Genomic DNA, 14,153 nt, shown 5'->3' with positions numbered 1-14,153 from the left:
TATTGCCTCGCATGTTTGCGTAATTTAAATCGTGATTAATTATCCTTTTAACTCTCTAGCAGAATCTGTTACACCGTTCGTAAACAAATCAGCCACATAATCGAAGAAATTACCTTTCTTCTCTTTTTCTGTGAAGCTTTTGTTGTTTACCTCCTCAGCACCAGACTCTGAAAGTAACGCTTTAATCTCCTCCTCTGAAAGCTTATTATTAGCAAGATCAATTGCCATAATGTGCTTATCATCAGACTGACGGCGGTCGAAAATTTGAGGAACCTTGTGAGGTTTCAAATCTTGAGATACGAAGAACGATCCTGCCATACCGAAAGCAGAGAATAAAACTGTTAATTCGAATGTGATCGGCACAAAGTCAGGAATTGCAATAAATCCTTTACCACCGATAATCATTGGCCACTCAAAGCCCATGATCCATGATTGAAGTAAAATCGCACAAGTAGTACCAAGAGCACCAAATCCAAATGCCGCTTTTGGCATCCATGAGCGTTTATACCCCAAAGCATCTTCCAAGAAGTGAACTGGATACGGAGTAAATACCTCATAGATATTTACACCTTTCTTTCTTAAAGCTTTAACCGCTTTAATCATAATATCCTCATCACCGAATACGCCTACTAAATAATTTGTGTTTTTTTCCATCTCTAATTCTTTTTTATAGATCAACTGGAACTCTATCCGCCTCAGGAACTACCTCGTTAGAGATGGTACGACGAGACTGGTACACTTTAGTATCAGAACTTTTCAGTACTGATTTCACTTCTGCCATGTTTACGACAGGGAAGTACTTCGCAAATGCTAAGAACAATGTGAAGAACAATCCGAAAGTAAATACGTAACACATTACATCATAAATCGTTGGTGAGAAATACACCCACGAAGATGGAAGGAAGTCACGGTGAAGTGAAGTAACGATAATTACAAAACGCTCGAACCACATACCAATGTTTACTACAATTGAGATGAAGAAAATAAATGGAATGCTTGTTCTTAGTTTTTTGAAGTAGAATACTTGAGGAGAGATTACGTTACAACCCATCATCGACCAGTATGCCCACCAGTATTGGCCAGTCATACGGTTAACGAAAGCGTATTGCTCGTATTCTACACCTGAGTACCAAGCGATCACGAATTCAGTGATATATGCGATACCTACTACAGAACCAGTAATTGTAACTACTAGTGACATCATTTCGATGTGCTCCATAGTAATGTAGTCTTCTAATTTATAAAGCTTACGAGTTACCAACATCAACGTTAATACCATGGCGAATCCTGAGAAGATCGCACCTGCAACGAAGTATGGAGGGAAGATTGTCGTATGCCATCCTGGAATTACTGATGTTGCAAAGTCCATTGATACAATTGTGTGTACTGAAAGTACTAGAGGTGTTGATAAACCTGCTAAAATCAATGAAACTGCTTCATAGTGCATCCAAGTTTTCGCTGAACCATTAAAGCCCATTGAAAGTGCACCGTAGATCAAACGTGGAATTGGTTTGATTGCACGGTCACGGATAGTTGCAAAGTCAGGAATTAGACCAATAAACCAGAATACTAATGATACTGAGAAATACGTTGAGATCGCGAATACGTCCCAAAGTAGAGGTGAGTTAAAGTTCACCCAAAGAGAACCATAAGTGTTTGGTAATGGCAATGCCCAAATACCACCAATCCAAGGACGACCCATGTGTACTACTGGCCAGATAGCGGCACAGATTACGGCAAAGATAGTCATCGCTTCTGCTGCACGGTTAATTGAAGTTCTCCATTTTTGACGGAATAACAACAATACCGCTGAGATTAGTGTACCTGCGTGACCGATACCTACCCACCATACGAAGTTGGTAATATCCCACGCCCATTGAACTGTCTTGTTAAGACCCCATCGACCGATACCAGACCAAAGCATTTCTCCAAGAAAAGCTCCACCTGCTAGAAGTAGAACAAGCGAGAGGCCCATTCCTGCAAACCATCCCATCGATGGATTACCTTCTACTGGTCGACAGACATCTTCTGTTATGTCCTTGTATGTTTTACCACCAGTTACCAGTGGTTCACGGACTTTCGATACAATCTGCATTTTATCTTATGTAGAGTATGAATACTTAACTTAAATTGAGTCCTAAGTAATGTACATCACTTAGTTTACTATGAGTGTGCCTCCTCCTTGTTTCTTACTTTAGCTAAGTAATAAACGTTAGGACGAGTGTTGATTTCATCCAACACATTGTAAGCACGTTCCTTCAATTCGCCTTCAAGAAGTTGACGAACTTCAGATTCAGGGTTGTTCAAGTCACCAAACTTGATTGCTCCTGAAGCACATGCTGACGCACAAGCTGTAGATACATCAGAGTCAACCAATTCACGGCCTTCTCTCTTCGCATTTAACTTGCCTGCTTGCGTTCTCTGAACACACATAGAACATTTCTCCATCACACCACGAGAACGAACAGTAACATCTGGGTTCAATACCATCTTACCAAGATCGTTGTTCATGTGATAGTCAAACTCATTATTGTTGTGGTATTTGAACCAGTTGAAACGACGTACTTTGTAAGGACAGTTGTTTGCACAGTATTTTGTACCGATACATCTGTTGTAAGTCATTTGGTTCAAACCTTCCGATGAGTGAGAAGTTGCAGCAACTGGACATACAGTCTCACAAGGAGCGTTGTTACAGTGCTGACACATCATTGGTTGGAATACTACTTCTGGGTTACGTGCTGAACGCTCCATTTTCGCATAATCCGTCATTGATGCATTTTCTTCTTCAGTAAACTCCTCTTCAGGACGTTGGCTATAGTAACGATCCAAACGCAACCAGTGCATTTCACGACGGTTGATTACTTCTTGCTTACCTACGATTGGCACGTTGTTCTCGATATGACATGCAGTCACACAAGCAGAACAACCATCACAAGAGTTCAAGTCGATCGCTAAGCCCCAGTGGTGACCTGGATATTCGTGAACATCAGCTTTGATTCCTGTTACAGAGTTCCAAAGTAATGCCGCTCCTGGCTTAGATTCTGTTACTTTATGCTCATCCTTTTGATAACCATCAGAATTAATATCCCAAGCAGAAATATCAGTTGGTTTCTCTTTACCTTGGTAAGTAGAGATCATCACCTCATGACGCGCTGCTGCAGGGTTCTTAACGTATTGAGCAAGTGTTGTTTCTTGAATAATAGAATGACGGCTCATGATTGTTTCGTGAGTCTGCGTCTGAGCAACATGTTCTTTCGTACCTGTTGCTACTACAGAAACACCTGAAGTAATCACATAGCTTGTCAAACCTTTTGCAGACAACAATGACATTGCATTGAAACCTGCCGCTTCTTTAGCGATTTTACCCAAGTCATCTTGACCATAACCTAGAGGAACTGCGATTACACCTTTCGCTAAACCAGGTTGCATGATTACCGGAAGTTCAAATTCGCCAGCCTTTGTCGTTACTTTAAGTACTTCTTTCTCTGTTTCGAATTCTTTATGAACACCCAACTCTCTAGCAGCATCTGGAGCGATAGCTACATAGTTACCCCAAGTTACTTTAGTAATCGGATCTGGAGTTTCTTGGATATATGGGTTATTGGCTAAAGCACCATATCCCAATACTGATGATGGATAAGCAACAAATTCCCAATCTGCAGTTGTCTTGTATTTAGCTGCTACTGCCGCACCTGCTGATGCTGCATCAAATTCAGCGAAATAGTTAACAGCGTCTGCACCTTGATCAAATACTGACTTATAACCACCAACGTTTTTCGTTTCGAAGATACCATTATGAAGAGATCTTACCCAGAAAGACTGAGCTACTGCTTCAGAAGACTGAAGAGCGAAAAGATCTGTTTTCCAGAATGACTTCACCAACTCATCATAAGAAGCATCGATATTAGCCCATGCTAAGAATGAATCTTGTGCTTGACGAGTATTGAAAATCTTGTTGATTGTTGGTTGAGCAATACTGAAGTATCCTCTTTTGTATTCAGCATCGTTCCAAGCTTCCAAATAATGTGTATCAGGAGCGTTGAAACCACATGCTTTTGCAGTAGCATCAAGACGATCACTTGTCGATACAGAAAGTTTTGCTTTCTTGATACCTGCTGCGATTTCTTTACCTCTAGCGTAATCGTAAACTGGGTTACAGTTATAGAAGATCACCGCACCATATTGACCACCTTTTAAGGCATCAACAAAAGCGTTCATCTGTACATCTGAACCTTGACGAGTATATAAAGGAGTGTTTAAATCGATAGTGTTGCCATAGTTTTGAAGCATTTGGTTGATACCATTCACCAACAATTGAACATTCACATCGTTGATTCCTGATACTACCAATGATTTACCTTTGGCGTTTAATAAAGCTTTAGCAGCTCTAGCAATGTTAGCATCCTTAATAGCACCTTTTACAGTTGCATTTCCAGTTGCTTTTGCAATTGCGTTATATAAAGCAGCTACTGCTACACCTTCTTGAGAAGGTTTTAGAGGAGAACGGTAATCAGCCGCCGCACCAGTAAGTGTCAACATTGTCTCGAAAGAGAACAATTGAGACATCTTCTTCTTATTTGGTCCTACTTTTCTAGTAGTAGCAAATTCTGTAGAGAAGATACCAGGAGCTACCCAGTTACCAAGGAAGTCAGCATTGAAACTTACTACAACATCTGCTTTACCAAATGCGTAAGAAGGAACTGCTGCTTTTCCAAATTGCTTTTTGTTTGCCTCGATAATTGCAGAGTTGTTATCCTGATCGTAAGTAACTACATCAGCATTATATTTTTCTGCAAATTGGTTAAGGACTTTCTTCGTTGATGGTGAAACAACGGTATTCGTAACTACGGCTACTTTACCTGCTGCATTTAATCCTTTAACGATCTCAGCATCTGCCTTCTTCCAAGTAGTTGTTACACCACCTTTTGAAGGATCTTTTGCTCTAGACTCGTCATACAATCCCATGATTGAAGCATTCGCACGAGCTGTAACAGCACCGTTTGAATATTTAGAGAATGTGTTACCCTCAATAAAGATAGGTCTACCTTCTCTAGTCTTCACTACTACTGGCATTGCATCTGAACCATTGAAGAATGTAGAAGCGTAATAGTTTGCTACACCCGGATCAACGTTCTCAGGTTTGTTTAGGTAAGGAATAGCCTTCTTGACTGGTGCTTCACAAGCAGCTAAAGAAACTGCCGCTACAGAGAAGCCCATCACTTTCAAGAAGTCACGTCTGTTGCTTTTGAATTCCCCTTCTGAGTTATCACCATAAGCATCTTTAATTGGTAGATGCTCTGGGAATTCTTTATCAGCATATTTTACGAATTCAGGGTCATTGGTTAATTGCTCAACGCCCTTCCAATATTCTTTCTTTGCCATTTCTCTATTGTAGAAAATCAGTTGAAAGCTTAGTGAACAAAAGGTTCAAAAAGCGACAAATTAATAGTGACATTTAGCACACTCTAAACCTCCGATGTCTTTTACTTTCATCGGCTCTTTAGAAGTAGCGTCGTGCATTTCTACCATTTTGTCATAATACGCATTACCTTTTGCGTTTACGTCTGTCTGACGGTGACAATCAATACACCATCCCATTGTCAACAATGAATGTTGTTGAACGACCTCCATTTTTTCAATCTCACCGTGACATGTTTGGCATTCTACGCCACCCACTTTTACGTGTTGAGAGTGATTGAAATACGCTAAATCTGGCAAGTTGTGAACTCTCACCCATTGGATTGGCTGATCATTCTCAATAGCTGCATAGATTTTTTGGATTTCAGGAGAATTCTGACGGATACTGTTGTGACAGTTCATACAGATGTTCGCCGAAGGAATGTTGGCATTCTTCGATTTTTCTACACCTGTGTGACAGTACTTACAATCAATCTCGTAGTAACCTGCGTGAAGTTTGTGTGAGAAATTGATTGGCTGTTCTGGAGCGTAACCTTGCTGAACACCAACTGCGAATAAAGAATCGATTGTTACTTTAGCAACAATCATCACAAACGCAAAAGAGGCTAAACCAACAAATACTTGGCTTTTGAAAATTGCAGCTAGGCTGAATTTCTCATTAATGTACGCTTCATCTTCAGCTTCAAGTCCTTTTTGTTGTCTAAGGTATTGAGTTAGTACATTAGCAAGAATGACTAAAACAATCAAAACAATACCCAATAAAACAAGTAGTCCAATAATCACCCCTACAAGTAGGTTAGAAGAAACTACCATACCTTGAGGCGTTCCCGCCTCTGCACCTGTGGATGCCGCCGCTGCTTCAGCTGCTGGTTTAGCTGGACCTTTTATCGTTGCATCTTTCACATATGCTAAAACCTGTAAGATCTCCTCATCTGTAAGATCTTGGTTAGGCATAATGGTAGGTTTGAACTCTTCGTAAAGTGCTACCGCGTAAGCATCGCCACTCTCGATTGTTTTGCCTGGATGTTTGATAAATTTAGTCAGCCATTTGACATCACGACGCTCATATACATTTTTAAGCGCCGGTGCGATACCTTTTTCGTGTATTTGGTGACAAGACGAACAGTTCCCATCGAAAAGTTCAGCCCCCGCCGAGATTGCTGCTTCATCAGTAGGGATGCCATCACCCTGCCCAAACACCATCGTGCTTGCTAAGAGCAACCCGCAAACTACTGCTAATGTAGAACGCAACCTTAATACACTTCTGCCGATACTCATACCATTGAAGTTTTTATACAAAAAAATTAGATGAAATATGCAATTGTACATTCGGTTGCAAAGCTAATACGGGGGACTTTTAAATCAAACTTAGCAACAAAAGTCGCTTTAATACGTAAAACACAATATTTTACACTTAATTTATTTATTTACAGACATTTACACCCCTAAAAGTCCAATATATCCTTATTTAGAATCATTACAAATTACAATTTTTAATGACATTTGACATCTTTTTAGGAATAATGAAGATCAGCAAAAAATGTAAACACTCTTAAATTTTCTTAATAAGCCCCAATAACAAGTGATAGCGTAGGTAATTTATTAAACGAATACTTATTCACTTCTTTTCAGTAACATGATTGATTACAGAAAAATTTGTTTAAACAGAGGTTTAAATAGTCTTATTGATGTAAAAGAATCCTAGTATCAAATCATGGTTTTGATAATACACACGGAGAATTAAGTCATGGTTTTTGGGTATAAAAAAAGGCCAAATCAATGTATTGATTTGACCTTTTAGAGGTGCCAGGCGGATTCGAACCGCCGTACGCGGTTTTGCAGACCGATGCCTAGCCACTCGGCCATGGCACCCTTTACCTTGTAAGACGATGCAAAAGTAATACATCAATTTTAATCTCCCAAACGAATATTCAAAAAAAAGAGTAAATAAAATTTAAGAATCTGTTAGACAAATGGATAATATAGAATGTTTGCCGCAAGTTACCTGATCAGAGATGTTAGATATGCTTTCTTTCCTTATCTTTGATCAACATAAACATACTTTAAACATAAAATGACACTAGAAAAAGCACCTAAAGAATCCTATGTAGTATCTACCGAGATGGTACTTCCCAATGATACTAACCCTTTAAACAATCTAATGGGTGGACACTTGTTACATTTGATGGATGTCGTAGCTGCCATATCTGCTCAAAAGCATTCCAATAGAATTGTAGTTACCGCATCTGTTGATAATGTCTCTTTCAAACACTCCCCAAAGCTAGGTGATGTAATCACTTTAGAAGCACACGTAACCAGAGCTTTTAACTCTTCTATGGAAGTGTTTATTCGTGTTTGGAGTGAGAATATCCCCAATGGCACAAAGGTAGAAACCAATCAAGCTTTCTTCACTTTTGTAGCCGTAGATCAAACAGGAAGACCTATTACTGTCCCTAAGATCAAACCGGAAACCAATATTGAAAAGAAACTATATGAGGAAGCATTACAAAGAAGAGAGGTGAGATTGATGATGGCGGGGAGGATGAAGCCGAAGGATGCTACTTCTTTGCATTCGATATTTGAGAAGAAGGAGGAGGGAAAGTAAGAGGTAAGAAGTTAACGCTCGCTTTTTGGGGTTCGCTACTCATTACGGGAACACGAGTTCGAATACTCGCGCTAGATATAGGTTCAAACTAAATATTATTGAGTGGAAATACTCTTTTTAAACTTGAACATTATCCTCCTACGAACCATTCAACATTTCACGTTTTTCATTCTTCATTTTTAATTTTTCATTTCCCTTAAACGGCAAAAAGGTCACTTTCCGAGAAAAGCGACCTTTTTTATTTCATCTAATGTATTTCTTTCTATAGTGATGAGAACTGACGTAAGAATCTTAGATCATTTTCTGTAAATAATCTAAGGTCGTTGATTCTGTATTTCAACATTGTCATACGCTCAATACCCATACCGAAGGCAAAACCTGTGTATTCTTCTGGATCAATACCTGATGCTTTTAATACATTAGGATCTACCATACCACAACCGCCGATTTCTACCCATCCAGTGTACTTACAGATATTACATCCTTTGCCACCACATACAGTACAGCTAACATCTAATTCAGCTGAAGGTTCTGTGAATGGGAAATAAGATGGTCTTAATCTAATTTTAGTATTTGGACCGAAGAATTCTTTAGCGAAGTAATACAATGTATCTTTAAGATCTTTAAATGATACATTTTTATCGATATATAAACCTTCTACCTGGTGGAAGATACAGTGTGCACGAGCTGAGATCGTCTCGTTTCTGTATACTCTACCTGGTGATAGTGTTCTAATTGGAGGCTTTTGATTTTCCATCACACGTACTTGTACTGATGATGTGTGCGTACGTAAAGCAATATCAGGATCTTTTTCTAAGAAGAATGTATCCTGCATTTCTCTTGCTGGGTGATTTGGAGGGAAATTCAAAGCAGAGAAGTTGTGCCAATCGTCTTCGATTTCTGGACCTTCAGAGATATTGAAACCAACACGCTCGAAGATTCTAGAAATTTCCTCACGAACTTTAGTAATTGGGTGAACAGTACCCATTTCGTTAGGAACGTTTGGCAACGTCAAGTCATGGTGATTGATATCCGATGCTTGTGCATCTTCTAAAGCATCTTGAAGTTCCTGAAATTTTTCTTGAGCAGCATTTTTTAAAGCATTCACTGTTTGTCCAAAAGTCTTACGTTCTTCTGGTGCTACTTCTTTCATTTTCGAAAATAAGTCAGCAATAATACCTTTTCTACCAACAACACCTACACGGAAATTTTCTAAATCTTCTTTAGTTGCCGCAGTTGCTTTTTCTATTTGTTCTTCAATTTTTTTTATCTGCTCAAGCATAATTTCTAAAAATATATTGAATGGGACTTCCCCTTTTAAATCTTAATCTGTTACATAGAAAGATCACCTTTCTATTTTTCAATTTGCAAAGATAAAAACTTTATTCACCTATAACACGAGTAAAGTCATAAAAACCAAATAATAATGATTTGTTATGATGTTCCTTAACAAAAAACGCTTCAATCTTGCATAGATTGAAGCGTTTAAGTGAGTTTTACCTCTTATAAATAATTAGCAGTTGCAGTTACCGTCTTCACAGTTATCTTCACATACTTCTACTAATTCGATATCGAAGTTCAAGTCTTTACCAGCCATTGGAGAGTTAGCGTCAACTTTGATGATCTCTTCAGTTAACTCAACTACTGTTGCAGGGATTGGACCTTGAGGGCTTTGAAGACCGATTTGGTCACCTACGTTAGGTTTCATGTCTGCAGGAACATCTGATCTTTTGAATTCGATGATCAAATCTTCTCGAGCAGGACCGTAAGCCTCTTCGCAAGGGATGTTTACAGTTTTCTTGTCACCTACGTTCATACCTTCAACTGCTTTGTCGAAACCAGGGATCATTTGACCAGCACCAACAGTGAAAGCGATTGGCTCATTTCTGTCGTATGAAGAATCAAATTTGCTACCGTCGTTTAAAGTACCAGTGTAGTGAACTTTAACTTTATTTCCCTTTTGTGCTACTGACATTTCTCTATTTATTTGAATGTTAGAGCGTACTACCGCTCAAAATGAGTTGCAAAATTACAAAGATGTTGAGGGTTTACAAGTATTTGTTAGGAAATAATGAGGATTGACAAGATAACTTTAGAAGTATTTTCTTTATTTCTTCTTTTTGAAGACAATCATTACTCCATCTGTGTAGCTAAAACCCCATCCGCCAGTACCGACGTTAGACGAACTTGCTGATGATAAAGGAGTAATACTAACTAATTTAAAACCTTTTTTCTCATGCTCTTCCAAACATTTGTTGACCATCTCAGCCGTATCGTCACCATGTATTTTTACTGATCTTAAACGATCTGATGTAGTTCTTCTAGACTCTTTTTTTGTCTTTAAATATACTGTTTTAAACATATCGAATTGTTAGTTAAATTTTATGACGTTTTCTCACACTTGAGCAATACCTTATCGTTGTTAAAAAGAGTAGTTGCAAAAAGGAAATCATTTCCTCCATCTTTTAACTTCAGCTTTTTCTTTAATTGATCTACCGTTTGTGGAAAATTTCGAACAGATAAATTCGCTTTTAATGAGGGTAAATGCTTTTGCAAAACTTTCTTTTGCACTTGTAAAGTATCCACAATCTTAAATTTTCTTCCTGGGAAATCGTCTATCAACTCTTCTGAAGTGTAGAGATGTGTATTCAGGTGTATTTTTTTTAACCCAAATTGGTTTGCAATAGTTTTGAAAGCACCACCTTTCATTACCGCCGCATTAGGTTCGTATAAATATTCGTACAATTCACTTGCCAATTCTACCTCTGTATACTCTTCATTTTCTAAAATAAAGGAAAATGAATTATCGCCTCCATTTTGTTTCAAATCTACACAAGTGATTTCTGTATTGATTTTTTCTTGTTGATGATCGATGTAAAATAGAATCTCCTTACATTCTCCATCCACAGCAATAACCCAAACCTTAGACACATTATCCAACTGTCGTAAAGACTGCTTGATGTCCAACATTGGGGAAAGTTTTATCAACACACTTTTTGATTTCTCTTTTAAAAGATCTTGATGTTCAATAAGATTAGGCTCACAATCTGAGATCATGACCACTTTTTTGTTGTGTTCGTCTCGACGTGCAGGATCTACATAGATAACATCAAATTGTTGGTTGCATTGATGAAGCCACTCTAAGCTATCGCCTTGGATTACTTCAACATTGTTACGACCAAGTGATGCAAAATTCTGAGCACTAATTTCACTCAAATCTTTTTGCCTTTCAGCATACATCACTTTTTTAAAAACAAAAGAAAAAGCCCAATCGTCTACACCCATTCCTCCTGTAAGGTCTATCATCGATTCACCTTCTACCAAGGACGCTTTGTATTTGGCTGCTTTTTCGGATGAACTTTGTTCTAAAGGGACTTTCTCTGGAAATATCACCTCAGCATTTTCAAACCAAGTCGGTAATTTCTTCTTGGCTTTCTGACGAGAGGCAATTTGATGTGCCGCCACCTTACCATCTACCTCAGGGAATTTCTGAGCTTTAAAAGCAATATCAGCTGGATTTTCATCCAAATGATCTTGTATAAATTGCTTAGTGATAGTATCGATGATCATGCTATTTTTATTAAAATTCTGTATATCCGTATTCTTTTGGGGTGATTTTATTGTTGATCACCTGATTAGCGTTTAAGGCCAATGCCCACATTTCATCTTCTCCAGGGAAGATTTCAACATCAGCAATATGATTCACATATTCCGTGATTTTACCTGTGAACCATTTTCCATAAGCCATTCCACCCGTCAAAATTACAGCATCTACTTTATTCTGTAAAGGAACGACCATACTATTTATCGATTTAGCGATTTGATATATCATCGCTTCCATCACTTTCAACTCCGCTTCTGAACCTGCTTGGGCTGCTTCTTCCACGGCTTTGGCATCAATAGTATTTAGGTAAGCTGACATACCGCCTTTACCTACTACCATTGAAATCATTTCTTGTTGAGTGTAAGCTCCGCTGAATGCCGCACGAATAATATCTCCTACAGGAAGCGACCCACTTCTTTCTGGTGAGAATGGACCATCTCCATCGAGTGCTTGATTTACATCGACCACTTTTCCTTTAAGATGTGCTCCAACAGAAACACCTCCACCCATATGAGTGATGATTAAGTTTAAGTCTTCATACTTCTTCCCTAATTTCTCTGCATATGTTCTACCTACTGCTTTTTGATTTAAAGCATGGAAAACAGAAACGCGAGGAAATTTAGGATGACCCGACATGCGGGCAATATCAGATAGTTCGTCTACAACTACAGGATCGGCAATATAAGCGTTGACTTTAGCCTCTGAAGCTATATCAAATGCTATTTTTGCGGCCCAGTTGCTTGCATGTTTTCTTGGCGTTTCCTTTAAATCGTGAAGTAGGTTCTCATCCACCAAATACACTCCCGATTCAATAGGTTTAGATAATCCACCTCTTGCCATCACGATAGCAAGAGAGGAAATATCAATTTTTTCTTCCTTCAGAAATTCAACTACTTTTTCCTTACGAAACTTTAGTTGCTCTTCTTCGGTTTGAAACTGCTGAAGCTCCTCTATGGAATGCCTCAGCGTTTTCACTTTATATTCTTCTTCTCCTTGGTACAATGCCACTTTTGTGGATGTTGAACCAGGGTTGATGGCTAATATATATTGCATAGATTAAAATTCGATGGATGCTGCTGCTAAACGGATGGAGTTTAATTTCGTCTCCATAGAATCAGCTCTTGATGTTAAGACGATTGGAGCCTTTGCCCCTAAAATGATGGAGGCTACTTTGGCACTAGCAAAGAAAACGAATGCTTTGTAAAGCACGTTACCTGCTTCGATATCTGGTACCAATAATAGATCGGCGTTACCCGCAACAGATCCTTTAATGCCTTTGTGAGAAGATGATTCTTGAGAAATGGCATTATCGAAAGCTAATGGACCATCAATTTCGCAATTTCTGATTTGTCCTCTATTGGCCATAATCGTTAATAATGCAGCATCTAAAGTAGCTGGCATTTTTTCGTTCACCATTTCTACTGCCGCTAAAGCAGCTACCTTAGGTTTCTCGATACCCAATTTTCTCAAGAACTCGATTGCATTTTTTAGTATGGCTATTTTGGTATCCAAATCTGGAGCGATATTCATAGCGACATCTGTTAATGCTAGAGGTTTGTGGTAGGCTGGTAAATCGAATAATGCGATGTGAGAGATACATCTACTTTTCTTTAATCCCCAATCTTTATTCAAGACACCACGCATTAATTCTGCTGTAGAGATATGTCCTTTCATTAAGAAGTCCGCTTTTCCATCGTGGATAAGAGAAACGGCCGTTTTTACCATGTCTTTGTATTCAATCTCATGTATGATTTCAACATCATCACCAAAGGCATAACCTAATTCATCGCACATGTTTTTGATATCGTGCTTGTTGCCGACCAAAACTGGTTCGATAATATTTTCTTTATAAGATTTGTATACCGCCTCTAAAGCGTGATCGTCTGCAGCTGCACAAAGTACTAAACGTCTTTTTGTGGTCTGATTATTTAATATCTCCGTAAGTTCAGATATGCTTTTTAACATGGTATTATGGTTAGTAAAAAAAGGTGTACTCATGATCAAAAGGTATCTAAATAAAATAACATGAAATACAATACTATCTATTTGAATACTATTTTGGATGAGTTTTAGTGTTTATATGAGTGCAAAAGTAATGATTTTTCCCTATAAAGGAATGATTTCAAGGACAGAAAACGATTTCTCAAATTCCATCACTTTAACTTGAACACTTTGTCCAACTTCAGCATTTAATTCACCTCTGAATCGTGCAGATAGTTTTGTTCCTACTTTTGGATAACGTGTCACTCCCGGACCACAGCCTACCAAAGACTTCACCATAAAAATGGCTCCCGTGCCTTCAATAGTTAAAAGTTCACCATAGAATACACAAGCCCCTGGAGTTACTCTTAGTTCGTTGTTATCTCCGGTCACTTGACTTTTATCTTCTCCTCCAACAATTTGTACATAATTGGATGTTCTACAACCTATCGTTAATAGCAAAAGCGCCGCTAAAATAAATCTCATTTTTTTCATGTGGCGAAGGTAAAGAGAAAAGAGGGAAGAATTAAAAATTATAGAATTAAG

Annotated in this window: 12 protein-coding genes and 1 tRNA gene; 1 reads left to right on the top strand and 12 read right to left on the bottom strand. The window is 38.4% G+C overall.

Features of this window, described 5'->3' with window-relative positions; genetic code table 11:
- Positions 1-39: 39 nt before the first annotated feature.
- From KMW28_RS04055 to KMW28_RS04035, 5 genes are all read right to left on the bottom strand, one after another.
- Positions 40-654: a DUF3341 domain-containing protein gene (locus tag KMW28_RS04055; protein ID WP_169664266.1), complete on the bottom strand. Its 615-nt coding sequence runs from the start codon at positions 652-654 to the stop codon at positions 40-42.
- Between the two features lie 13 nt (positions 655-667).
- Positions 668-2,095, bottom strand: a complete 1,428-nt coding sequence (gene nrfD / locus KMW28_RS04050) for an NrfD/PsrC family molybdoenzyme membrane anchor subunit (RefSeq protein ID WP_066210044.1) — start codon at positions 2,093-2,095, stop codon at positions 668-670.
- Positions 2,096-2,163: 68 nt separating this feature from the next.
- The gene (locus KMW28_RS04045; RefSeq protein ID WP_169664265.1) at positions 2,164-5,382 is read right to left on the bottom strand and encodes a TAT-variant-translocated molybdopterin oxidoreductase; all 3,219 of its coding nucleotides are present in this window, start codon (positions 5,380-5,382) and stop codon (positions 2,164-2,166) included.
- A gap of 60 nt (positions 5,383-5,442) precedes the next feature.
- On the bottom strand, positions 5,443-6,696 hold the full coding sequence (locus KMW28_RS04040) for a c-type cytochrome (RefSeq protein WP_169664264.1): 1,254 nt from the start codon (positions 6,694-6,696) through the stop codon (positions 5,443-5,445).
- A 523-nt stretch (positions 6,697-7,219) separates the two neighbouring features.
- A tRNA-Cys gene (locus KMW28_RS04035) sits at positions 7,220-7,290 on the bottom strand.
- A 202-nt stretch (positions 7,291-7,492) separates the two neighbouring features.
- On the opposite strand from KMW28_RS04035, the gene KMW28_RS04030 reads away from it, so the two are divergent.
- A complete protein-coding gene (locus KMW28_RS04030) occupies positions 7,493-8,023 on the top strand; it encodes an acyl-CoA thioesterase (protein WP_169664263.1) in 531 nt (176 codons plus the stop codon).
- A 262-nt stretch (positions 8,024-8,285) separates the two neighbouring features.
- Here KMW28_RS04030 and pheS read toward each other — a convergent pair whose 3' ends face one another.
- From pheS to KMW28_RS03995, 7 genes are all read right to left on the bottom strand, one after another.
- Positions 8,286-9,305: a phenylalanine--tRNA ligase subunit alpha gene (gene pheS / locus KMW28_RS04025; protein ID WP_066210048.1), complete on the bottom strand. Its 1,020-nt coding sequence runs from the start codon at positions 9,303-9,305 to the stop codon at positions 8,286-8,288.
- Between the two features lie 231 nt (positions 9,306-9,536).
- On the bottom strand, positions 9,537-9,998 hold the full coding sequence (locus tag KMW28_RS04020; RefSeq protein ID WP_169664262.1) for an FKBP-type peptidyl-prolyl cis-trans isomerase: 462 nt from the start codon (positions 9,996-9,998) through the stop codon (positions 9,537-9,539).
- Between the two features lie 132 nt (positions 9,999-10,130).
- A complete protein-coding gene (locus KMW28_RS04015) occupies positions 10,131-10,385 on the bottom strand; it encodes a hypothetical protein (protein WP_066210050.1) in 255 nt (84 codons plus the stop codon).
- 20 nt (positions 10,386-10,405) lie between these two features.
- Positions 10,406-11,593, bottom strand: coding sequence for a class I SAM-dependent methyltransferase (locus KMW28_RS04010; protein ID WP_169664261.1), 1,188 nt, complete (start codon positions 11,591-11,593; stop codon positions 10,406-10,408).
- Positions 11,594-11,603: 10 nt separating this feature from the next.
- Positions 11,604-12,680: a butyrate kinase gene (gene buk / locus KMW28_RS04005; RefSeq protein ID WP_169664260.1), complete on the bottom strand. Its 1,077-nt coding sequence runs from the start codon at positions 12,678-12,680 to the stop codon at positions 11,604-11,606.
- A gap of 3 nt (positions 12,681-12,683) precedes the next feature.
- A complete protein-coding gene (locus KMW28_RS04000) occupies positions 12,684-13,592 on the bottom strand; it encodes a bifunctional enoyl-CoA hydratase/phosphate acetyltransferase (protein ID WP_169664259.1) in 909 nt (302 codons plus the stop codon).
- Positions 13,593-13,733: 141 nt separating this feature from the next.
- Positions 13,734-14,093 (bottom strand): hypothetical protein, encoded by a 360-nt coding sequence (locus KMW28_RS03995; protein ID WP_169664258.1) that lies wholly within the window; start codon positions 14,091-14,093, stop codon positions 13,734-13,736.
- Between the last annotated feature and the right edge of the window lie 60 nt (positions 14,094-14,153).

It is taken from the genome of Flammeovirga yaeyamensis, assembly GCF_018736045.1.
In the GTDB taxonomy this organism is placed as follows: domain Bacteria; phylum Bacteroidota; class Bacteroidia; order Cytophagales; family Flammeovirgaceae; genus Flammeovirga; species Flammeovirga yaeyamensis.
The sequence above is the reverse complement of the archived record's forward strand: the minus strand, read 5'-3'. Positions and strand labels throughout refer to the sequence as shown.